17 protein-coding genes, 2 pseudogenes and 2 riboswitches are annotated in these 24,100 nt (G+C 33.2%); of the genes and pseudogenes, 14 read left to right on the top strand and 5 right to left on the bottom strand.

Annotation, left to right across the window (positions count from 1 at the left end; all coding sequences use genetic code 11):
- Nucleotide 1: 1 nt before the first annotated feature.
- Nucleotides 2–760, bottom strand: coding sequence for a CPBP family intramembrane glutamic endopeptidase (locus tag SLH48_RS21080; RefSeq protein ID WP_250886830.1), 759 nt, complete (start codon nt 758–760; stop codon nt 2–4).
- Nucleotides 761–1,567: 807 nt separating this feature from the next.
- Here SLH48_RS21080 and groES point away from each other — a divergent pair.
- Together groES and groL are read left to right on the top strand one after the other, a co-directional pair.
- On the top strand, nt 1,568–1,852 hold the full coding sequence (gene groES, locus SLH48_RS21075; RefSeq protein ID WP_320259720.1) for a co-chaperone GroES: 285 nt from the start codon (nt 1,568–1,570) through the stop codon (nt 1,850–1,852).
- A 99-nt stretch (nt 1,853–1,951) separates the two neighbouring features.
- Entirely contained in the window at nt 1,952–3,592 is a 1,641-nt protein-coding gene (gene groL, locus SLH48_RS21070) for a chaperonin GroEL (RefSeq protein WP_320259719.1), read from the top strand.
- Nucleotides 3,593–3,679: 87 nt separating this feature from the next.
- Here groL and SLH48_RS21065 read toward each other — a convergent pair.
- Together SLH48_RS21065 and SLH48_RS21060 are read right to left on the bottom strand one after the other, a co-directional pair.
- Nucleotides 3,680–3,898: pseudogene (locus SLH48_RS21065) on the bottom strand (tyrosine-type recombinase/integrase); the annotation flags it as partial.
- Nucleotides 3,899–4,053: 155 nt separating this feature from the next.
- On the bottom strand, nt 4,054–4,725 hold the full coding sequence (locus tag SLH48_RS21060; protein ID WP_320259718.1) for a hypothetical protein: 672 nt from the start codon (nt 4,723–4,725) through the stop codon (nt 4,054–4,056).
- A gap of 1,163 nt (nt 4,726–5,888) precedes the next feature.
- Here SLH48_RS21060 and SLH48_RS21055 point away from each other — a divergent pair.
- The 7 genes and pseudogenes from SLH48_RS21055 (at nt 5,889) to SLH48_RS21030 (ending at nt 13,022) form a co-directional block, all read left to right on the top strand.
- On the top strand, nt 5,889–6,332 hold the full coding sequence (locus tag SLH48_RS21055) for a hypothetical protein (RefSeq protein ID WP_320259717.1): 444 nt from the start codon (nt 5,889–5,891) through the stop codon (nt 6,330–6,332).
- Between the two features lie 1,103 nt (nt 6,333–7,435).
- Nucleotides 7,436–7,822: a hypothetical protein gene (locus SLH48_RS21050; RefSeq protein WP_320259716.1), complete on the top strand. Its 387-nt coding sequence runs from the start codon at nt 7,436–7,438 to the stop codon at nt 7,820–7,822.
- 59 nt (nt 7,823–7,881) lie between these two features.
- The gene (locus SLH48_RS21045; RefSeq protein ID WP_320259715.1) at nt 7,882–8,628 is read left to right on the top strand and encodes a DUF4405 domain-containing protein; all 747 of its coding nucleotides are present in this window, start codon (nt 7,882–7,884) and stop codon (nt 8,626–8,628) included.
- Nucleotides 8,629–9,002: 374 nt separating this feature from the next.
- Nucleotides 9,003–9,354, top strand: a pseudogene (locus SLH48_RS21040) (IS3 family transposase); the annotation flags it as partial.
- Nucleotides 9,355–10,120: 766 nt separating this feature from the next.
- The gene (locus SLH48_RS21035; protein ID WP_320259714.1) at nt 10,121–11,896 is read left to right on the top strand and encodes an ABC transporter ATP-binding protein; all 1,776 of its coding nucleotides are present in this window, start codon (nt 10,121–10,123) and stop codon (nt 11,894–11,896) included.
- Nucleotides 11,897–11,904: 8 nt separating this feature from the next.
- On the top strand, nt 11,905–12,447 hold the full coding sequence (locus tag SLH48_RS22565) for a MauE/DoxX family redox-associated membrane protein (protein WP_413785449.1): 543 nt from the start codon (nt 11,905–11,907) through the stop codon (nt 12,445–12,447).
- A gap of 2 nt (nt 12,448–12,449) precedes the next feature.
- The gene (locus SLH48_RS21030) at nt 12,450–13,022 is read left to right on the top strand and encodes a thioredoxin fold domain-containing protein (protein WP_320259713.1); all 573 of its coding nucleotides are present in this window, start codon (nt 12,450–12,452) and stop codon (nt 13,020–13,022) included.
- Nucleotides 13,023–13,852: 830 nt separating this feature from the next.
- Here SLH48_RS21030 and SLH48_RS21025 read toward each other — a convergent pair.
- Nucleotides 13,853–14,743: a manganese catalase family protein gene (locus tag SLH48_RS21025; protein WP_320259712.1), complete on the bottom strand. Its 891-nt coding sequence runs from the start codon at nt 14,741–14,743 to the stop codon at nt 13,853–13,855.
- 14 nt (nt 14,744–14,757) lie between these two features.
- On the bottom strand, nt 14,758–14,976 hold the full coding sequence (locus SLH48_RS21020; RefSeq protein WP_320211409.1) for a YuzF family protein: 219 nt from the start codon (nt 14,974–14,976) through the stop codon (nt 14,758–14,760).
- A 287-nt stretch (nt 14,977–15,263) separates the two neighbouring features.
- Between SLH48_RS21020 and SLH48_RS21015 the strand changes: the two genes are divergently transcribed.
- From SLH48_RS21015 to SLH48_RS20995, 5 genes are all read left to right on the top strand, one after another.
- Entirely contained in the window at nt 15,264–16,229 is a 966-nt protein-coding gene (locus SLH48_RS21015) for an AAA family ATPase (RefSeq protein ID WP_214484471.1), read from the top strand.
- Nucleotides 16,230–16,231: 2 nt separating this feature from the next.
- Nucleotides 16,232–17,449 (top strand): DUF58 domain-containing protein, encoded by a 1,218-nt coding sequence (locus SLH48_RS21010; RefSeq protein ID WP_320259711.1) that lies wholly within the window; start codon nt 16,232–16,234, stop codon nt 17,447–17,449.
- Nucleotides 17,446–19,596, top strand: a complete 2,151-nt coding sequence (locus SLH48_RS21005) for a DUF3488 and DUF4129 domain-containing transglutaminase family protein (RefSeq protein WP_320259710.1) — start codon at nt 17,446–17,448, stop codon at nt 19,594–19,596. Before SLH48_RS21010 ends, SLH48_RS21005 begins: the two co-directional genes overlap by 4 nt.
- A gap of 100 nt (nt 19,597–19,696) precedes the next feature.
- Nucleotides 19,697–19,798, top strand: a riboswitch (purine riboswitch).
- A 422-nt stretch (nt 19,799–20,220) separates the two neighbouring features.
- The gene (guaA, locus tag SLH48_RS21000; protein ID WP_214484474.1) at nt 20,221–21,759 is read left to right on the top strand and encodes a glutamine-hydrolyzing GMP synthase; all 1,539 of its coding nucleotides are present in this window, start codon (nt 20,221–20,223) and stop codon (nt 21,757–21,759) included.
- A gap of 137 nt (nt 21,760–21,896) precedes the next feature.
- Nucleotides 21,897–21,998, top strand: a riboswitch (purine riboswitch).
- 199 nt (nt 21,999–22,197) lie between these two features.
- A complete protein-coding gene (locus SLH48_RS20995; protein ID WP_214484475.1) occupies nt 22,198–23,520 on the top strand; it encodes an NCS2 family permease in 1,323 nt (440 codons plus the stop codon).
- Nucleotides 23,521–24,100: the final 580 nt, after the last annotated feature.

Raw genomic sequence — 24,100 nt, 5'->3', positions numbered from 1 at the left:
GTTAAAGTCCTCCAATAATCGACTGCATTTGTTCCAGTTGTTGTCGCATTTGTTCAATGTCATCCTTGTAGATAGTTTGTATTAAGACCACAAATGTATTCATTGAAACGTGTGCAATAATAGGTACGAGTATTCTTTTTGTTTTCACATAAAGAAAGGCAAAAGTAAATCCCATTGAACTGTATATGAGAATATGCTCTGGTTCGCCATGAACTAGGGCAAATATGACAGAACTAATAAGTGCTGATATCCAAAAATTATATTTCTTATACAACGAGCCAAAAATGATCTTTCTAAAAATGATTTCCTCTAATATTGGTGCGATGATTGAAGTGACAATAATGAATAACGGGACTAATTCAAAAATTCCGATAAGCACTTCAGTATTTTCTGAGCCCGGATTAATTCCAAGTAACATTTCAATATTTGCTGCTAAAGATTGTGCAAATAACGCAAGGAAAATACCTGCGATAGACCAGAAAATGGCTTTACCAGTAGAGGGATAATCTTCAGGAATCACTCTATTAATCATATCTTTTTTCATAATGAAGAGAATTATCATTAATCCGAGGATAAAGCTAATTACGGCCCAATAACCAACCCTAATGACTATTGCAATATCATTTGATTGTGCTTCTTCGCCTACACCTAAAATTTCTAATAATGGCACACCTAAAGTCGCTGAAAATTGGACAATAATATACGCGATAATTACATACCAATAATGTCTTTCGAACGGTGGAAATATTTTTTTAATCAATAAAATAATCTCCTTTAAATGTTTGTTCATGCTGCTTTGATCTCAAATAGTATTTTGTTATTTGGGAATGTTTTGTTCCCCTTCGCAGCTTTTAGAGGTCACCATGTCATTTTATCAGAAAGAAAAATCCCTATTCAAATGATTTATCTTAATGATTTGACAATGTTAGCTTTTACAACTATTTTCATCATAGTTGTCCGATTAAAATATGCATTAATAATGTATGTCCAATACACACAGGTTAGTACAATACTTACCGTATTTTATCACAGTATTCTAATTTACTCATGTATATTATGTTTTTTATGTTTATTCCTCCTTATTTGTGACATAATTTTAAGGGGTCAGATGATAAGGATATTTACATATGAAGTTATACATTTTATTTCAAGCATGTAAAACCTACTTAACGCTCCAATACACCAACAGTAGTAATATTAATTCTACAAGGTCCTAGACATAGGGCGCTGTTGATATAAATGATGTTTTTTATACTAAGATTTTGCCAAGTACTTAACTAGAGTGACAACCGAACAAAACACTTTCTATGGTTTTATGCTGGTCACAATAACAATAAAGTTTACGAAGAGAGCCTTATAAAAGTAGACGAATGTTGTGGTTATACAAGGGAGAACTTGTCTATTTATGGGGTATATATGAAATTAGGAATTTTTTTCTGCTTTAGACTTGCAAAAACATGTGAGATTCATTAATATAATAGTTGTGTTAGCACTCAAGTATAGCGAGTGCTAATAGAAGAATATTGAAAAATAATACCATTTAAATTATTTGAGGAGGTTGTTTCACTTGTTAAAGCCATTAGGTGATCGTGTTGTTATTCAAATTGAAGAAACAGAAGAAAAGACTGCAAGTGGTATCGTATTACCGGATACTGCAAAGGAAAAGCCTCAAGAAGGAAAAGTTGTAGCTGTTGGTTCTGGTCGAGTATTAGACAGCGGTGAGCGTGTAGCTCTTGAAGTAGCTGTAGGTGATAGTATCATCTTCTCAAAATATGCTGGTACTGAAGTAAAATCTGACGGTAACGAATACTTAATCGTACGTGAAAGCGATATTTTAGCTGTACTTAGCTAAATTTATCCACCTTTGTACTTAACATAATGTGTGATGTTCAACAGCATACGGATTGAACATTATTTAATAGATTAGGAAAATTTGAGGAGGTAAAACAATATGGCAAAAGATATTAAATTTAGCGAAGAAGCACGCCGTTCTATGCTAAGTGGTGTAGATGCACTAGCTAATGCTGTAAAAGTTACATTAGGACCTAAAGGACGTAATGTAGTATTAGAGAAAAAATTTGGTTCTCCATTAATTACAAATGATGGTGTTACAATTGCAAAAGAAATCGAATTAGAAGATGCATTTGAAAACATGGGTGCAAAGCTAGTTGCTGAAGTAGCTAGTAAAACAAATGATGTAGCTGGTGACGGTACTACTACAGCAACTGTTTTAGCACAAGCAATGATTACTGAAGGTCTTAAAAACGTAACTGCTGGTGCAAACCCTATGGGCGTTCGTAAAGGAATTGAGAAAGCTACTAAAGTTGCAGTTGAAGAGCTTAAAGCAATCTCAAAACAGATTGAAGGTAAAGAATCAATTTCTCAAGTAGCTGCAATTTCTTCATCTGATGAAGAAGTAGGTCAATTAATTGCAGAAGCTATGGAACGCGTTGGTAATGATGGTGTTATCACTATTGAAGAATCAAAAGGCTTCGCAACTGAATTAGAAGTTGTTGAAGGTATGCAATTCGACCGTGGATATGCTTCTCCATACATGGTTACTGATTCAGATAAAATGGAAGCTGTATTAGAAAATCCATATATCTTAATCACTGATAAGAAAATTGCTAATATCCAAGAAGTGTTACCTGTATTAGAGCAAGTTGTTCAACAAGGTAAACCACTTTTAATGATTGCTGAAGATGTAGAAGGCGAAGCTTTAGCTACACTAGTAGTAAACAAACTTCGTGGTACATTTAATGCAGTAGCTGTTAAAGCTCCTGGATTTGGTGACCGTCGTAAAGCAATGCTAGAAGATATCTCTATCCTAACTGGTGCTGAAGTAATCACTGAAGACTTAGGATTAGACTTGAAAGCTACTACTGTTGCTCAATTAGGTCGTGCTTCAAAAGTTGTTGTAACAAAAGAAAATACAACAATTGTTGAAGGTACTGGAGCATCTGATAAAATTGCAGCTCGCGTAAACCAAATTCGTACACAATTAGAAGAAACAACTTCTGAATTTGATAAAGAAAAATTACAAGAGCGCTTAGCTAAATTAGCTGGTGGCGTAGCTGTAATCAAAGTTGGTGCAGCTACAGAAACTGAATTAAAAGAACGTAAGCTACGTATCGAAGATGCTTTAAATGCAACGCGCGCAGCTGTTGAAGAAGGTATTGTTTCTGGTGGTGGTACTGCACTAGTAAATGTACACAGCAAAGTATCAGCAATTGAAGCTGACGGAGATACAGCTACTGGTGTAAATATCGTCTTACGTGCACTTGAAGAGCCAATTAGACAAATCGCTCACAACGCTGGCTTAGAAGGATCTGTCGTTGTAGATCGTCTAAAACGTGAAGAAGTTGGCGTAGGCTTCAACGCAGCAACTGGCGAGTGGGTTAACATGATCGATACTGGTATCGTAGACCCAACAAAAGTTACTCGTTCAGCATTACAAAATGCAGCATCTGTTGCAGCAATGTTCTTAACAACTGAAGCTGTAGTAGCTGACCAACCTGAAGAAGGTGGCGCACCTGCTATGCCTGACATGGGCGGCATGGGCGGCATGGGTGGAATGGGCGGCATGATGTAATCTGCCCCTCAAACCCTTGATAAAAGTGGGTTAGTGTTGATTGTTATTGTGAACAGTCACGAAACAGTCACATTGACCCCTGAAAAGTTAGAGGTTTTCCATTAGTTGAGCAAACTTTTGGGAAGCCTCTTTTTTCATTGTCTCAGTAATATGTAAGTAGACATTTTTAGTTGTATCGTCATCTTTATGACCTAACCTTGCCATAATTTCAGATAAACTTACACCGGCTTCTGCAAGTAAAGACGTGTGTGTATGTCTTAAAGAATGCGGAGATAATTTAGTATTTAGTCCTGAAATTTTTAATAATCACCTCATTCTGTTTTCATGTCTAACTTGTGATTGGTTTAGTAAACAAAAGGTAAGTTGTGTTTACTAAATAAAAATACACGTATGATTAGGTGGTGAATAGTTTAATTTGAGATAATAAGTTAAAAAACAAGATTTATATAGTGTTACTTACATCATAAGGACTTGATGGAAGGTAAGTATTTAAGTAATTCTTGTTCTATTTGGCGAAGAGTTTTCCAATCTGTCTCAATCCCATTTTTTTCTGCCATCCTTAGTGTTGATTTGTAATCTTCAGCAGTATAATACTCATCGTATATTTCAAATGTTCTTTTTTTACGTATATCCATTATTTCTGCTAACAACTGTTCTGATGATTTGCCTTCAAAGTTAATTCCTAATTTATGCGCTTCCCTATATAGACTAATTTGTGATTTTCCTTCCATGATTTCTTGGTTAATTTCGACTTGAGTCTTGCCAGCTGTTTCTACACGAAAAGCGCTTATTCTCCGTTTTACCATTTCTTCTTCAGGTAAATGATCATCCCCTTCATATCCTATGATACTAAAGCCCTGTTTTCCGAGTATACGGTAGTAGTTATCCTTATTTATTTGATTTCCTTGTAAATCTATAATTCCACTTTCACCATCAAATTTTATCACTAGCTTGCCATCGAAAGTTTTTAAGCCCTCATAATCATACATCCAAAGAGATTTATCTTTAGAAAATTGATTAGATACACCTTTTACTCGATCAAAAAAATTGTTGTTATAAGCTAAAGTAATTACTGTTACACTTCCAAATGCAATAGTAGAAGCAACCACTGTTGCTACAATGATTTTCTTCATAATTAAGACTCCTTTAATATGTTTTAGTTTTGATTTTAAATGTATTGTAATGTCCAATTCTTAATATTATGGGTAGATATTTCTTAAGATTATCTTAATAAACGAAGCACGACAGTTAAAATGAGCTGTAAAGTATATCATTTTTTAGAGAGGCATTTTTTATAGAAACACAGTCAACTAGAATGGGAATAGTCTAGGATGCTTTTTAGTAATGACCTTCAGTTACCTCGAGGGATATTGGAGTTAATCAAGACCTTGTGGATTATCCTGTGGATAATTTTAGCTTATAAATCCTATGTTATATAGTGGTTACTAAAGTGGAGGAGAATTGTTGATTTTTGATTAAGAGGGCACTTCAAACACATAAGCAAACTTCCCTTCCGGGGTAAAAATAACATTAGATGGCGGGAAAAGCAGTTGGATAGTAGCGGTAACGGAATGAGTTTTTATCTTAATGAATGAGGGTTTTAGAAAACTCCTGAGTAATTATGTTTGGTAAATTATAAAGGTCCTTGTTGTTAACTTTGTTGCTATTGTTACCAAATCAGGACATTAAACAGTGAGTTTAAAGTCATCGTTGTACAGAAGAAAAGATGCCACGAACGCTAGTTGAAACGTGTTTATTTCTTAAATGAAAAACAGCTATTTTTAATACACCTCGTAAGCCAATTTAAGGTGTTTTTAATAGAAGGAGTTATTTATTATTCATTATTTTTGGATTCCTTGATCCCGTTAATAATAGCTAATTTTATTATCCAATAAAGAACGAAAAATTTAACAAACGAAATAAAAAATTGGTAAATTAACCCTTTGGTGAAATAGGAGTTGACTAACAAATTTCTTATATTTTCAATGATTTCGAACATAATTACCTCCAGTTAAAACTTGTGTAAAGATAAAGTGTTTTTGTGTATTATTACCAAAAACATAAAATTTATATTAAACAAAATAAGCAGCGAGTAAATTGGGGAGGTATAAGTAAAGTGTTATGAAAACTCAAGAGTTATTGTGAAAGACTTGAATCTAAGAAGCATGAATATATAGTCAAATTGAATTTAACTACACATCGATAGTTTTATATTACAACTTTTACAGACATCTCCCCACACAATAATATCTAGACAGCCATATATATAAATAAAATATTTAAGGGAGATGACGGAATGAGTAACCAATTGTGTAGAGGTAATGGCGAAGGCTTTGAGATAGTTGACTTTCAATTTCATATTCCTGCAACAAACGATGTGGACTTAGGGTCTCTTTCAACTGATTCAAATTATCCTACAACAATTGCACTGTTAACACTATATAACTTAAAACCTGGTGATATTGTATTGCTAAGTTGGACATTTGTATTAAACAACCAAGGTGGTGATGAATTTACTCATCAAGTATTGAGAGGAGATACCACTATTCATAGGTCAATCAGAGGAATTGAAGGTGGCGGAGAAGATATTAGTATAACATCTTCTCAAACGATTGATAAAATTAATAGTTATCAATGTGCTACTTATAGATTAACTGGTTTTGCAAATAACCCAGCCATAAACCTTAATGGACCTGTTAATTTTAGCGCACAGCAATTAAGACCGAAAATCAAATCATGAAAAATAATTATGAAGTCTATGAATTGACAAGTGGATTAGGTGTTTTGGTGATGAATTTCAATCTATATTAACTAAAATAGGTATGAAAAAGAAAATTGCTGTGAAAATAGGTATTTTGTTAATAATCGCAGCTGTATGACCATATTATAAAACTTTTCTACACAATGATTTTAATTTAGGACGGATTATCTTGCGCATCAGTAGTTATAACAAAAGATTTAGAAGTTGCTCAACAAAACAACCAATACTCATGCTGGTGAAGAATCCAAAATCCAAAACAGAATACCACGTTTCATATTATCACTCCTTTGAATTTGGGAATAAAGGTTAATGGTACCCATAGATTATGTTTGATAGGGATGTTCACATAATAAAAGAAGGTGAAGTTTATCGAACTAACTGTCCAGCATGTACATATACCTTGTTTAACGATAAAGGAATGGTAAGGGTGAATAAAATTTGCTGGCAACAGTAGATATGATTGCTTACTAAAGATAGAGCTTTGAAAAAGAGTTAAGGAGTGAATCGAGTCGCTAAAATTAAAGATATTGATATAAGCCAATAAACTACGTTAAGTAATTTCATAAGTACAACAAGATTAATGATCGAACAAGCAAAGCCACTTAGATGAGGTTAGATCCATCCGGTAAATTCAACACTCATAATGGGAAAATAGCGGATTGGGAGATTACAAAAGAAAAGAAGAAGCCTATATACCTATCTGACAACAGTTGGGCACTAATCATTGCAGCATTTTAGTTGTGTGGTTGGTGTCCTCTTTTAGTTGTTAAAAGAGGATGGTTTGAATGAAGGCTGTGAAAAATGTTTAAGTTAAATTCTATCAAATTCAACCAGAAGTGTGAAACAACGTAAGCAATATAAAAAAGGCTTTCGAGAATGGGAAGAGTTAATGAGATAAAATAGGAGCCGTTACTGAAAATTCTCGAATTCAAATAAAAGGTTGATAAAATCAGCAAAAATCCCTTTAATGTACCTTTACTATTTGGACAGAAATATTTACATATTTCCTTTTTATTTTTTTGTAGCACAAAAAATGCTATAATGTTTTTAGGATTTTTGTGCTACAAAAAAGGAGTGTTTAAATGAATCAAATAACCTTTTCCTCATACGAAGAATTAGAGCAATTGTTGAAAGAAAAATTCTATAAGAAAGCAAAGTTTATCGGGTTAAGTGATGAAGAAATTCAGCTATCTATCATTTATAAAAAGAAAGCGAAAGATCTGTGGGATAAGCATAATTGTCAACAGGTAATTGAACAGTATGGCACTGTTACGATAGAGGCTTGGATGGATGAAGAAGGAAATAGGAGAACCAAAAGAGGAAGGCCTAGAAAAGAAAAGTCAGAAAAACTTAGTTTTCCATTACACGTTCGATTGGATGAGGAGTCTTTTAAAAAACTTAATAATTATGCAAAGGAACATGACGTAAACTGTTCAACAGCAATTAGAATGATATTAAAAAATTTATAATTAGTGAATTGAAGGATCTTCGTTAATATAATTAATGGTGTTATTCAGGAGGATTGAAAATGAAAAAGAATCGTTTTAAATTTTGTTTTGATTTATTAATTGCAATTACATTTAGCTTATTATTTGCTCCAGCTATCACCAGTGTAGCATTTCATGAAATAGCTAGTATTTTATTGGCGGTAGCATTAATTATTCATTTATTCTTAAACAAAGATTGGATCATTGGTATGAGCAAAAAAATACTTTCAAAAAGAATAAGAGGAAAAGCTTTACTATCATACTTATTAAATATAACCCTGTTGTTAGATATGTTGTTTATTATGGTAAGTGGATTATTAATTTCCGAGGTTATCTTTCCTAATTTTAGATATTTCACAAGCATAAATTGGCTTGCTCTTCATATTATTTTGTCAATCCTCGGATTACTTATAGTTGGTATTCATTTAGGATTACATTGGCAATGGATCAAACAAATTGGAAGCCAATACCCTAAATTAAAGAAGCTATTTTCTTTTCGTAAACCTTCTCGGATAAAAATTTTACGTATATTGTTGCTTATTGGGACAATTTTCTTGTTCGTCCAAATATTTAAATTGACTGTTGTATCGATGGAGTTAGTTAGTGGTCCGAGTTTAGGTGCTGAAAAAAGTGCGGGAACAGAAGGGCATGAAAATCTATTTTCAGTTAACATATTAGGAATTTTACCAGTCTTCACAATCTATTCATGCCTTTTGGGTTCAATTGCTTTTTATACCAACTTAATAGAAAAAAGGGTCATGAATAAGAAACATACAAGGACGTCCTAATGGCATTTCACTTTTCGAAAATTAATCAAAATAAGTAGCTAATGTTGTATTTTTTTTCTAGTGAGATCAAAGTTTTACAAAGAAACATATGTGAACAACCAAAGATTAACCTAGAGGAAGAAAGCTGCAACAAGTGACATAACCGTTAATGATATAGTATTTTTGAATGCTGTAAATGTCTGCAGACCGCCTAAAAGGTTATTAAAAAAAATATTTTTTCATAATATAAAATACAGTGAGGTATTTAATCGTTTATTAGCTCCCTAACGACACCAAATGGGTAGGGAGTACATAAGTTACATTAGTATATATTTAGTCACCTTGTAACATTTAGTACCGCCTTTTACTAAAATGTACCCTATAGAATAAGCACTTTAAAAAGTCTTCTTATAGGGTACATTTTTGTTGTCTATAATTTGAAGCTTATACGACGAATAATGAAGAAGCAGCCGCCATTATATGCCATATTAGAAAGGCAAACTCTTATAGACGAATGATGAAAGCAACACAAGAACATAGGATTGTACCCAATCTGTTGGACCGACAATTTAAGTAAGTCCCTGGAAAAGTACTCCTCTAACCGATATCACATATTTATTTTACGTAAGGGGTCAGAAAGCCTATTTGTCCACTATTAAAGATGGATCGACCAGTGAAATCTTAGCCTATCACGTATCAGATCGTATAACCATGAATTTAGCTACAGAGAGCCTATTAAAGCTAAAGTAAGAGAAATTGTAAACCCTTTCTTAGTAAAAGTAAATAAATAGATTCATAAATCCTAACATGAATGGGAGCTTAAATAACTAAAAAGGTAGAGATAGTATAAGTTTTATATAATTTTTCTCATGCCTATTTTTCATAAGCTAGAACAGTTAAGCTCCTTCTTTAAAACAGAATAATATCTATTTAACAAAAATAAATTAGGGTAATAATTCAGTGAAAGAAAAAAAAGTAAATTTCGACAATTTTATTGAAAATTTTGAAATAAATTGTTGACTAAATAGTAAAAATATACTAAATTGTTATTTAGTAGACTTTATAGGATTAATTAGTATTAAAGGAAATTTTTTCTTTTTTATCTAAATTTATCTTATTGGTCTACTGAAAAATTCTAAGAACTCGCGAGCTTCATTAGAAAAACATTATCTTTGAGGGGAGTCGGTTAAATGTTAGCAAAGTTAGCAAATCTTTTATCAGGAAATTCTAAATTACAAGGTGAATGTGTTGACGAGAGATGTGAATGTGGATTCTACCAGATTTGTGGTTGGGATCCTTCAGAAGGAAGAAAAGTGTGTTTCTGCACAAGAATCAAATAATTGTATATTACATCTAACGTAATATCTATAGCTTTCTCAGTTAATTAGTTAATATATAACTATTGAGTGCACTCATATTATTAACTAGTATGAAAAAAGACTGATAATTAACATAAGTAATTATCAGTCTTTTTTCTTGTAAATTAATCTTTTTATGTGTTAGAGGAGACATCATGAAAAATAACTATTATAAAAGATCATTCTATCTTGTCTTTAAATATGCAAAGTATTGGGTATTACTGTCTCTCATTTTCGCAATCATTACAGGGTTTGTGCCAATTATTACGGTTTGGCTATCAAAGGAAATTATTAACTTTATATCATCCGTATTAAGAGGGGATAATGATATTAATAGTCACCAACTTTGGCTATTATTATTTCTACAATTAATTGTACTTATTATCCAAAAATCTATTGGAAATATTAAGTTATATGTAAATTCAAAGTACGAAAAAAAACTTGATTATATTTTGGAAAAGATGGTATCAGAAAAGTCAGTCGGGTCTCCTTTAGCATTTTTTGAAAATGCAAAGTTTCATAATCATCTAGATAGAATTCAATATAATAAAGGAATTAGGTTGATGTCACCTGTAGTGTCTACTTTGAACATCTTTGAAGGAATAATTACTCTTACAAGCTTATTTATCTTTTTAATTTCATACCATTGGCTACTGATAGTGATTGTAATGGTAATTGTCATACCAATTATTTACTTAAGAGTAAAATACGGTAAGATGGAATTTCAAATGCATTTACACCAAACTCCTAAAGCAAGAGAGCAAGCATATCTCTCAGCATTACTTACTAATCGTGTCAGTGCAAGTGAGATAAGAATATTTAATCTTAAAGATTTCTTTCTTAATAGATGGGCATTTCTATTTAAAAAAATTAGTAAAGAATATTTAACTCTTATAAAGTCTAGAGAGTTTGCAAATATATGTATTAATGTGTTGTCATCAGCTTTATATTTTCTAGTAAGTGTTTTCTTATTGAAGTTTGTAAGAAATAAATCAATCCAAATAGGGGATTTTGTAAGTGTTCTTCAATCAGTGCAAGCTGCCGAAAGAAGCCTAATTGATATTTCATACAATATAGGTGAAATATACAGTGATAGTCTTTATATTAGAGATCTTTTTGAGTTTTTGGATTTTCAAGATTCTAATTATGAACTAAATGAATCAAAAGAAAATAGGCCATTTAGTTTCAATTCTAGTATTGAATTTAAAAATGTTTCATTTAAATATCCTTACAGTGAGCAACAAGCGTTGAAGAATATAAGTTTTAAAATTGAGTGTGGAGAAAAAATAGCTATCGTTGGTCAAAACGGCTCTGGGAAAACAACTCTAATTTATTGTTTGATGGGTTTATACCCTATTAATAAAGGGGAAATTTTAGTAGATGGAATTAATATAAACGATATTGATAGATCAGAACTCTTTAAGAAAATCACAGTAATTTTCCAAGATTACATGAAGTATAATTTATCTTTAAAACGTAATATAATTTTAGATAGCCTAGTTGATGATGAAAAATTACAGACAGTAATGAGTATGTCAGGTGTTGATTCAATTACTAAAAACCTTAAAGATGGAGAAGAAACAATTTTGGGGAAGATATTTTTAGAAGGAGAAGATCTTTCAGAAGGTCAATGGCAAAAGATTGCAATTTCAAGAGCATTATATAAAGAGGGAGAAATATTTGTTCTTGATGAACCAACCTCAGCTCTTGATCCAAAAGCAGAATTAGAAGTTTATAATCAATTTGATAACCTAACGAATAATAAAACAGGCATTTTTATTTCTCATAGGATGGCCTCTGCAAGATTAGCTGATAAGATTTTTGTATTGCAAAATGGAGAAATTATTGAAGAAGGATGTCATGAAACTTTAATGAATTTAAATCGTGAGTATGCTCAGATGTATCAAATGCAATTAGATTGGTACAAATAAAAATCTAAATGGGTGATTGTATGGTTAACCTATCATTAATTTGTCAATTGTTCTTCATAATCTTGTTTTTATCTACAGCATTCAGTAAAGTAACGAAATTTAAAGAGCATGCAAGTATTTTTAAGTCTTTAGTATTTCTAAAAAAAATCCCTGTTCATGTGCTGCTTATTTTTCTTATTTTTGTGGAGGTAAGTATTCCAATTGGGTTTATATTCAATATAAATTATACCTTAACCTTATATGCTGCAAGCGTACTATTAATTTTGTATACCCTGGGTATAATCGTCCATCTAGTAAACAGCAAAGAAAAAATGAACTGTGGGTGTGGAGGTATTTTAAATTCAGAAGAATTATCTACTGGTATTGTTATAAGGAATTTGTTTTTCGTTGCTATTTTGGTGTTAATGGCGACCTTTCCAGTACAAATAAAATGGAGTATTAACTTAATTCCTTTTATATTCTCGAGTATTCTTCTAGCAAATTTTTACTACCTATTCTCAGAATATAGATTAAGCATGAAAAAAATAGATTCGTTAGAAAGGGGTCTTTAAAAATGGGAACGACTTGGAATATTTTAATAATTGTATTGTTTATAATAGTATTTTCACTTGTTATTCTCAATATTAGAATGCTTAAGTTGATTGGAAGGTATATACAATTTGTAGAGTCAATGAAAATGGGTATTCCTCGTAATAAACAAATTGAAAAAATCCCTAATATGGTTTTACAATCCGATTTAAACAAAGAAGTTACTCTAAATATAGATAATAACTTAGAAAAAGATCTTCTTTTGATATTCATCTCACCAAATTGTAGTGCATGTAAATCTTTATATCCTGACTTGAAGAATGATTTAAATGGTTATAAAGATGTTTTTACAATGATTGTCTCTAGAGGTGAATCTGAAGAAAATCAAAAATACTACGATCATTTTAAAAATGAAGGTTTAAATTACGTCAGCGATAAAAATCTTTTTGACAAAATGGGTGTATATAGCTTTCCTTATGCCATGTACGTAAGGAAAGATAAAAAAATATTGGCACAAGGACATCCTGGTGATTCAAGCTTTATTTATAAAATGGTTGAAAAAAATAGTGCTCAAAGTGAAAAGCAATTAATAGGATAATATTTATAGTTGAATTATCGAATGTTATATCTATTATGTAGTTTAGCAATCTTAAGTCAATTTGAAAGTGATTATAAAAAAATCTCGGGGCTCTGCTTTGAGTTTTTTTTATTGATTGTTTAGGTAATTTGGAAAATGTATTTATTGATGACCGATCTTAAAGATTTGAGAACGATGTTGCATATAAATATAGTTCAGTTTTATATGAAAATAAATCTAGAAAATTATGTAAAAACAATTTTAGACTATGATAAGGTTATTGAATTAAATGAAAAAGATATAAGTACGTTTGAATACAGAGCAACACTACATTAAAAGGAAGGAGACTTAAGGAAAGCAATAGCAGATTATGGTAAGGTAATTATATTAGATAAGTTAAATAAAGAGCATGTATTAATAAGGCTTATATATATAATTAGAGGAATTCAAAAAAGCAATATATTGTTTAACAAATTTTCAATGTGGATTAATATCAAAAATACCCAAGATATTAATAGAAAGCTATGAAAATAAATCTCCTTCAATACATAAAAGAACGCCAATAACGAATGAAAATATTGAAGAAATATATGCAAAGTGTTATGGGAAGACTAATCTGGATAAATAATTGAGGAAAAAATATCATTATATCGATGAAGGTGAATATAGTCTTCTTGCTATACTGTCTCCTTTGTTTGTACAAGATTCATGGAAGTGGTCAAACAACAGTGTGTGCCAATCCTAGAATACTTAGGAGTTTTTTTCTTGTTAAAAAAGGCTGAGAGAAAATCATTTTCATTGCTTTTTTCTCAGCCTTGTAAAATCCCCAACTTCTAAATCTCTATAATATGTTACAAATTCTCCATCAACTTCTTAGCAATTCGTTCATAATCATCTCTATCGATTCCTGGCGCAAATTCTTCTGGCATATCATCTAAGTCTGGTATTGGTGCGCCTTCAGGTGTACCCTCTATGACTGCTAATTGCTCGCCATTTTCAGGGTTAGTACCTTTCCAAATTTTATTAATGTCTTTATAGTCTGTATCACTCCATGTGTATAAGATGTTATTCAATCCCTGTTCTTCATATTTTCTAGCATAATCAAATTTTGAATTGTCTAGATCAGGCACTGGGAGCATTTTCTTGACATCAACTCCTGTTGCAATTTCTAATGCTTTTGCATATGCGAGTGCATGTGTGCCTCCTCGTACTAATAGATAGCCAATCATTTCCCGCGCTGTTGGATGATCCGTCATTTCATATACACGCATTTTATGTGTACGGGCACCTAGTTCTAAGAAGAAATTGTGCAATAGATCAAGTACGAGGTTTCCGCTATTAAACACGTAATCTCCTGTCCAGGCCTTGCCCATTGAGTCACCTGGTAAGGCTGTTTGCGCTGTAGCAATATATTGGTACGTATTTCGTTTATTTAAGCCGTTTTGAAGGGGTGTTATGTTTGGGTCTCCTGGAAAAGTGATGCCTCTTGACAATAAATTTATTGTGTTGTTCACCAGTTCAACATGCCCAAACTCTTCAGCAGTAATGCTAGCGACAAGATCATAAAAGGGTTTAAACTTAGATTTATTACGAAAGCCGAAGGACTGATACATATAGTTATTCAGCGTTGACATTTCACCGAAGCGACCTCCAAGTAATTCTTGGACTGCAGCAGCAGCGTTGGCATCTCCGTGCTCAGGTATAGTTAGAGCAATTTGCAAACGGTTAAGTCGTTTAAACATGGTAATGCCTCCTTTTAACCTTGAGTGGGCGATATCCAAACAATGTGCTGGGTTCTCACGAAAAATGGTGATTTACTAACTTCAATGACAATATGATCGGGCATAACTGTTTGTAAAATACCTCTTAATGAACCTTGTGTTGTTTGAACTACGACATTTGTTCCGCGGATAGAAGATAAGGCTTGATAAACATATGGATCAAACAAATATAGTGGAGTATTTTGAGGGTTCATTTCCTCAGCTCCTTTTATCAAAATGTATCTAAGATATATATGTTAAGAAAGACAGAAACATTCATTTTATTACGAAAATAACACGGTCATTAATTACATTATTCAACAAGGAAACTAATTACCAAATGGATATTTCTAGCTAGTAAATAACAACTTCCTTTATAATGGAATTATTGTCATTGTCTTGAACTTAGATAGCTATTTTTATAGAATATGTAAATAGTAGGATTTCATCATCTATTGTCGAATCATAGATATCAAACATTTTATTTTACAGGGGGATAAATATGGAAGTTGCTGCTACGTTTCATCCAGTACTGAATAAAGTTATTGAAAATATTGAAAAAGTAATGATAGGAAAACGGGACATTACCATCTTAAGCTTAACTGCTCTGTTAGCTGAGGGACATGTGTTGCTAGAGGATGTACCTGGTGTGGGTAAAACGATGATGGTACGTTCTCTTGCAAAATCAGTTAATGCAGATTTTAAACGTATTCAATTTACCCCAGATTTATTACCTTCTGATGTAACTGGGGTTTCTATTTATAATCCAAAGGAAATGAAATTTGAATTTCGACCAGGTCCTATTATGGGAGATATTGTTTTAGCAGATGAGATTAATCGAACATCACCAAAAACACAATCAGCCTTATTAGAAGCAATGGAGGAAGGTAGTGTAACTATTGATGGGGTTTCGTGGACATTATCAAAGCCATTTTTCGTTATGGCAACACAAAACCCAATTGAATATGAAGGAACTTATCCACTACCTGAAGCACAACTTGATCGTTTTTTACTAAAAATGAAAATGGGATATCCAACTGTGCAAGAAGAGATCGAAGTGTTGACAAGAGCAGAGAAAAGTAAGCCGATAGATGAGTTAACGTCTGTGATAAATTTAGGAGAGCTTAGCCAACTACAAGATGAAGCGAAGGAAGTTTACGTGGATGATCAATTGAAACAGTATATTGTTGACCTTGTTTTAGGGACACGTAATCATACATCTACGTATTTAGGAGTTAGTCCAAGGGGTTCGCTTGCGCTTATGAAAGCTTGTCAGGCATTTGCTCTTATCCATGATAGAGACTACGTCATACCTGATGATGTACAATATTTAGCACAGTTTGTTCTTTCTCACCGCATTATTTTAAAATCGGAAGCAAAGTTCGAAGGTTTAAGTACAGAGGATATCATTGAACAAGTAATTAAAAGAACACGTATACCTATTCAACGTCAAAGATCGCTGAGGTAATTATGAAAAAGGTAAATAATTTTGTGCTGTTTTTCGGAAAGTTCTTTTTGGTACTTCTATTATTAGCAGGTATATTTGTATATGCGATGTTTCAGGGTGGTTTCGTTAGTTGGTTTTTATTTTTTAGTTTTTTACCGTTTGTATGTTATTCTCTCATCTTAGCAATATACCCTATCAGATTCTTTGAGGTGGAACGTACTATTAATCAAAGTCAGTTTATCGCAGGAGAAAAACTAACGGGAACAATTACGATAAGACGTAAATATCCACTTCCGCTATTATATATTTTAATAGAAGAGACCTTACCAGCATCATTACTCAATGCTATACAATCAAAAAGATCAAAGATTATTGTTTTTTCATGGTTTAAGAGAAGTTATTCGTATGAATATATTATTGAGTCTATTCCAAGAGGAGAATTTAAACTGTCTAACATAAGAGTTAAAACAGGTGATTTTCTTGGGTTAATTGAAAAAGAGCGAAACTATATTGCTGAACACTCAATATTAGTTTATCCGAAGTGTATTGATATGATCTATTCTCAAGGCGAAAACCAATTTGAACAAGGTATGACGTCTTCACATTTGAAGGTTCATCGTGAAACAGCTGTTACAACAGGTGTAAGAGAATATAGAAATGGTGATCGCTTTTCATGGATTGATTGGAAATCGACAGCAAGAAAAAATACGATTATGACAAAGGAATTTGAGCAACAACAAAGTAACGATATTGTCGTTTTTTTCGATCGGTCACGTTCTGTAGCATTTGAACATTCGGTTACATTTGCAGCTTCGGTGACTAATGCAATATTACAAAGAGGATCGCAAATCGGATTTATCTCTATAGGAAAAGAAAACGTAGAGATTCCCTTAGGAAGTGGGGGAATTCAAAAGCAACAAATTCAGCATCATTTAGCAAGAGTCAAGGCCGAAGAGGAAGTGGCATTTACTGCGCAGTTAGAAAGTGAAATAGCAAAATACCATCGATCAGTGTCAATTATGCTTATTTCTACACACCTTAACGAAGAAATGATGCAATTTATGAAACGAATGGCTTTAAGTAACGCTAGCATCATCTTTATTCTTGTTAAAGATAATGATGCTAAACCATCAACAGAGGAGCTTCAATTAATTGAAAGCATTGAAAAGAATCGTATCCTACCAAAGATTATATATGGTGAACGTTTCACAGATGTGTTTAATGAGGTGGGTAGACCATGATACGTCAAGATGAACTTTTTAACATGAGGAACATCGTTTTATACGCCTTTAGCCTTTTTCTGTTATGGGAGTGGCTCAGACCATTGACTCTCATTACCGATACTGGAAGTATATCATTATTCCTTGTCTTTTTAGTTATATGTCTTCTATTACTATATTTTCGTATTCGTTTTTGGCTATCACTACTTATTACTGGATTAATCATGTTTTATATGCTCCATACGACCTACCAAGACGGGAGCTTCTTTCAAATTGAGTTGATAAATCTCATATATCAAGAGATATCATATAATATATCCATGGCTTTGGACGGTAATTGGACAGAAATGACAGGTTATTTTCGAAGTCTGCTATTTTTCATTTTGCTGTGGATGATGTGCTACTTGATGCATTATTGGATTGTGCACCAAAAACGTATATTTACCTTTTTTGTTTTAACAATTATATATACAACCGTGATTGATACGTTTACACCATATGAAGCAGAACATGCCATTGTGCGTATATTGGTTGTTGGTTTAATTATGATAAGCTTTTTATATTATGAGCGCACGATTGATACGGAGTTGTTAAATAACAACAGAAGAGATTTTTTCTTCAAATGGTTGTTACCAACATTTGCTATTGTTGCCGTATCTGCTTTTGTCGGTTTTCTCGTTCCGAAAGCTGAACCTCAATGGCCTGACCCTGTACCCTATTTGAAATCGTATGTACTAGGTAATGATGGAACCGGTAGTGGTGTGAAAAAGGTTGGGTTTTCATCAGATAGTTCACAGTTAGGCGGCCCTTTTATTCCCGATGATGAGGTTGTTTTTACGGTAGAAGCAAGTGAGAAGCATTATTGGAGAATAGAAACTGAGGATGTCTATACCGGAAAGGGCTGGGTTTCATCTGAAAGCTCTGGACGACGGTCATTTGATAGATTAATTGAGGTGTATGGTGATTGGTGGTCTTTCGAGAGTGTTGAACAAACTCCTGCAGAAGCACAAATAAATATGATGAAACAACAACCATATATCGTATATCCGCTAGGGCTGACATCAATCGAGGGCGTACCTCTTGAGTTCAACCAAACGACTGAAAGATTATATGTTGAGCGAGACTCAGAGATTACCAGTTTAACGTATTATACGACATTCTATAATTTACCCGAGTATTCTGTTGAAGCCTTACAAAATGCGAAACCATATGATGAATCAAATCGTTTTATCTACAAGTACCTACAACTACCAGACACTTTGCCAACAAGAGTACGTGATTTAGCAAAAGAAATTACTGAAGGTAAGGAAACCCAATATGATAAAGTGAAGGCTGTTGAATCGTACTTTGACAGTGTGAATTTTCAATACGAAACAGAGGATGTAGCGATTCCTGGAGAAGAAGAAGATTATGTTGATCAATTTTTGTTTGAGACGATGAAGGGGTATTGTGATAACTTTTCTACATCGATGGTTGTGCTATTACGATCATTGGATATTCCTGCACGATGGGTAAAGGGTTTTACGAATGGAGAAAAGATTAAACATGACGTTTATGAAGTGACGAACAACAATGCACATTCTTGGGTTGAGGTGTATTTCGAAGAGATTGGATGGGTTACATTTGAGCCTACAAAAGGTTTTACTAATCCATATGATTTTAGACGAGATATTAATAGAGATGCTGCTGAGGTTCATGTACCTGAAGTTCAAAGTCAACAGCCAGAGCTATTACAAGAAGAGGAAGTAGAAGAAGAGGAAGCAAATAAATATGAAGTGGAAAGTAGCTCTAATATATCAATACCATGGAAGCCTATAGTTATTGTCCTTATTACTGCGACCCTCATGTTCTTCATATTAAGAAAAACTAGATTAAAATGGTATCCGAGTGTGATGATTTTATTATATAAAAACCGAAGGGATGAAGTTGTTTACTTTAAGGCATATGCAGCACTGCTAAAGCAGTTAGCGGTATATGGGCTTGGGCGCAAAGAGGGACAAACATTAAGAGCCTATGCAAGGTATATCGACTCTTATTTTGGTCATCAACAAATGACAGAGCTAACGAAAAGCTATGAAAGAGCATTATATCGCAAAGATAATGCAAAAGACGAATGGGAAAAGTCGGTAGAATTATGGGAAAATTTAATTAAAAAGACAGCATCTTGACCAAGTAGTAGTAGGTTGATAGAATAGTGTAAATTATAAGATGGAGAATTTTTATTGCTACAACTTTGTTGTTTGGCAGTGAAAAAATCCAGCCAATTAAATACAGCGTATTTTTTTCCTTCATATATCCTTGATAATAAGGTTCGAGAGTCTCTACCGGGTTACCGATAATAACCTGACTATGAAGGCAGTTAATTCTATTTGTACAAAAAAACTAGAATTTCTGCCTTTATATAATAAAGGGGGGATTCTAGTTTTTTTAGGCTCTTTTCGTAAACTTTGTCGCTTTTTCACTTATATTTGAGTTGCTGATGTGTATTAAAAGATTGTTATAGTCTATTGAGAAGAAAATAATCGTTTTTAGCTCTTATTACGAAATGCAACAATGAATGCGAAGATAGCCTTTTTTATGAAGTAAAGATATCATCACCTTAAATAATCATTGTGCTCATTGATCGCATATGATAATTATTTATATGGTGAAGGCTGAATTTTGGAAGATTTATCATAGCTACTGTGTTACGATCTGTATATTTGTCAATATCATAAGGTATATTTTACCTTGATTTTGAAAAACGATAAAGACAACATACTTGATTGAAAAATTCTATTGAGGTGATAAGCTTGCAACATTATGAAGAAATAGTTGTAGTACTTGATTTTGGCAGTCAATATAACCAATTAATTACGCGACGAATTCGTGAATTGGGTGTTTACAGTGAATTACACCCGCATACAATTACAGCTGAAGAAATAAGAAAGATGAACCCAAAAGGGATAATCTTCTCTGGTGGGCCAAACAGCGTATATGATGAAAATGCTTATCATTGTGATGAGGAAATCTTTGAATTAGGCATTCCAGTATTAGGGATTTGTTATGGAATGCAGTTAATGACAAAACATTTCGGTGGAAAAGTTGAAGGAGCAACCCATAGTGAATATGGTAAGGCAACGATTTCTATTCAAAATGATTCAACCCTATTTCAAAATTTGCCGAAAGAGCAAGTAGCTTGGATGAGTCATGGCGACTTAGTTACTCAAACACCTGAAGGGTTTTCAATTGATGTAACTAGTCCATCGTGTCCTATTGCAGGGATGAGCAATGAGTCTCGTCATTTATATGCAGTACAATTTCATCCAGAAGTAAGGCATTCTGAATATGGTAATGATGTTTTGAAAAATTTTGTTTTTGAAGTTTGTCATTGTAAAGAGCTATGGTCAATGGAGAACTTCATTGAAATGGAAATTGAGAAAATTCGCAAGACGGTTGGAGATAAAAAAGTATTATGTGCATTAAGCGGTGGAGTGGATTCCTCTGTAGTAGCAGTGTTAATCCATAAAGCAATCGGTGACCAATTAACATGTATTTTTGTCGACCATGGTCTGTTACGCAAAGATGAAGCAGAAGGCGTGATGAAAACATTTAGTGAAGGGTTCCATATGAACGTCATTAAAGTAGATGCGAAACAACGTTTTATGGAGAAGTTACAAGGCGTATCCGACCCAGAGCAGAAAAGAAAAATTATAGGAAACGAATTTATTTACGTCTTTGACGATGAAGCTGCAAAGCTGGAAGGTATTGACTATTTAGCACAAGGGACTTTATATACTGACATTATTGAAAGTGGTACAGCAACGGCTCAAACGATTAAATCTCATCATAATGTAGGTGGACTACCTGAAGATATGCAGTTTGAACTTATTGAACCGTTAAATACACTTTTTAAGGATGAGGTACGAGCACTTGGAACAGAGTTAGGTTTAAAAGATGAAGTTGTTTGGCGTCAACCGTTCCCTGGGCCAGGGTTAGGTATTCGAGTTCTTGGAGAAATTTCGGAAGATAAATTAGAAATAGTGAGAGAATCCGACGCTATTTTACGTGATGAAATTAAAAAAGCAGGCTTGGATAGAGATATTTGGCAATATTTCACTGTGTTACCTAATATCAGGAGTGTTGGAGTAATGGGAGATGCACGAACGTATGATTATACGATCGGTATACGGGCTGTAACATCGATTGACGGTATGACTTCTGACTGGGCGCGCATACCTTGGGAGGTTCTTGAAGTGATATCAACAAGAATCGTGAATGAAGTGAATCATGTAAACAGGGTGGTATATGATATTACTAGTAAGCCACCTGCAACAATTGAGTGGGAGTAAATATTTACACTGAATACTTGTTAAGTAAGGTACTTAAAGAGAATTAGTATTAATCACGAACAAACACGAACATTTTTTATATAATGTTCGTGTTTTTTATTGACATGCTCAATTGTGGTTGTTAGAATAAACGAGGACCGAATTTTGTAAAAATACGTCGTATATTTTTAGTGATATGGGCTAAAAGTTTCTACCTAGCTACCGTAAATGGCTTGACTACGAGGTATAAATTGATGAAATTGTATGGACATAGTAACTTCAAACAATCCAATAATTGAACTTATATTTTGATTTATGCTTATATGTTGTTGGAGTTTGCTATTTGTCTATATTTCCTTTTCTCTCTTTATTCCTATATGTCAACGCCCCCTAGTAGTTAGGGGGCGTATTTTATTACAAATATATGGCGATATCATTCATAAGGGAGAGGTATATATAATGAAAAAATATTTTCAGTTTCAGGAATTAGGTACGAACTATAGAACTGAATTTATTGCTGGGTTAACTACATTTTTATCTATGGCGTACATTTTAGCTGTTAATCCTTTCACGTTGTCATTGGGAGCTATTCCTGATTATCCAGACGAATTACGCATGGATGCAGGTGCTGTATTTACTGCTACTGCTATAGCAGCTGCGATAGGATCATTACTAATGGGGCTTCTTGCAAGATATCCGATTGCATTAGCACCAGGTATGGGATTAAATGCTTTCTTTGCTTTTTCAGTGATCCTTACTTATGAGATACCTTGGCAAACAGCGTTGTCTGGAGTTTTTGTATCAGGGTTAATTTTCATTGTATTAACATTAACGGGTGTGCGTGAAACGATTATTAATGCAATTCCAGCCGAGTTAAAACATGCAGTTGGAGCAGGGATTGGTTTGTTTATCGCATTTATTGGCTTTCAGAATGCTGGAATCATTGTGAATAATGATGCTGTTTTAGTCGGTCTAGGTGACTTAACGAACGGTAAAACATTACTAGCGATTTTTGGTGTTGTTATTACTGTTATGTTCATGGTAAGAAAGATTAATGGTGGCATCTTTTATGGTATGGCTTTGACTGCAATTGCTGGTATGATCTTTGGCTTAATAGATACTCCGGATAAAATTGTTGGGGCAGTACCAAGCTTAGAGCCTACATTCGGAGAAGCAATATTTAATTTAACGAACATAGCTACTGAACAAATGCTATTAGTTATTTTAACTTTCCTTTTTGTAGATTTCTTTGATACTGCTGGAACTTTAGTCGCGGTTGCGAATCAAGCGGGACTAATGAAAGAAAACAAGTTGCCTCGTGCAGGTAAAGCTTTATTTGCTGATTCTGCCTCAACAGTAGTAGGGTCAGTTCTTGGAACGTCAACGACAACTTCTTATATTGAATCATCAGCAGGGGTAGCAGCAGGAGGAAGAACAGGATTCGCATCTATCGTTACTGGAGGATTTTTCTTACTTGCGTTATTCTTTTCTCCACTATTAAATGTTGTAACAGCTGAGGTAACTGCGCCTGCATTAATTATTGTTGGTATTTTAATGGTTTCTTCTTTAGGAAAAATTGCTTGGGATCAATTTGAAATTGCTGTACCAGCATTTTTAACACTTGTAGCAATGCCATTAACATACAGTATTGCAACGGGTATCGCAGTTGGATTTATTTTTTACCCAATTACGATGATCATAAAGGGTAGAGCGAAGGAAATACATCCAATTATGTACGGATTATTTATCGTATTTGTACTTTATTTCGTATTTTTAGTTTAATAGTTTCATATTATAGATGTAGATTTTCTAATCAGCAAAGTGATGCATCATGAAATCAGCATCGTATTATATAAAAAGGCTGTTTTCACATTAATTGCTGATTTACGTATTAAGAAATAAACACGTACACAACTAGAAAGTATTTATGTGAAAACGGTATTTGATAAGAAGTCCGACCTTCCGTTATATATTGTATATTAGGAATGCTTGCCTAATGGTGTTGCGATATAATACGGATACAAGGTCGGGCTTTTGTTGATCACTAAGGTGTAAGTAGAAATTAAATCTCATAGATTTTAAATTTCTCCGTAAAAAGTGTTGACTGTAAATCGTATAGATGATATATTATTATCTGTTGCTGTTAACAACAACATCGTGTTAAAAAACATTAAAAAAAGTTGTTGACATAAGCAAGCAGAAATGTTATATTAGTTAAGTCGCCTCTGAGCGGTAGTAACAAAAAAATGTTCTTTGAAAACTAAACAAAGCAAAAGCGTCAACGTTAATTTTTTGAACAAATGAGCAATCAAACTTTATTGGAGAGTTTGATCCTGGCTCAGGACGAACGCTGGCGGCGTGC

The organism is Cytobacillus sp. IB215316 (assembly GCF_033963865.1).
Classification (GTDB): domain Bacteria; phylum Bacillota; class Bacilli; order Bacillales; family SM2101; genus Nanhaiella; species Nanhaiella sioensis.
Note: the sequence above shows the minus strand (reverse complement) of the source record. Positions and strands in the feature narration are given on the sequence as shown.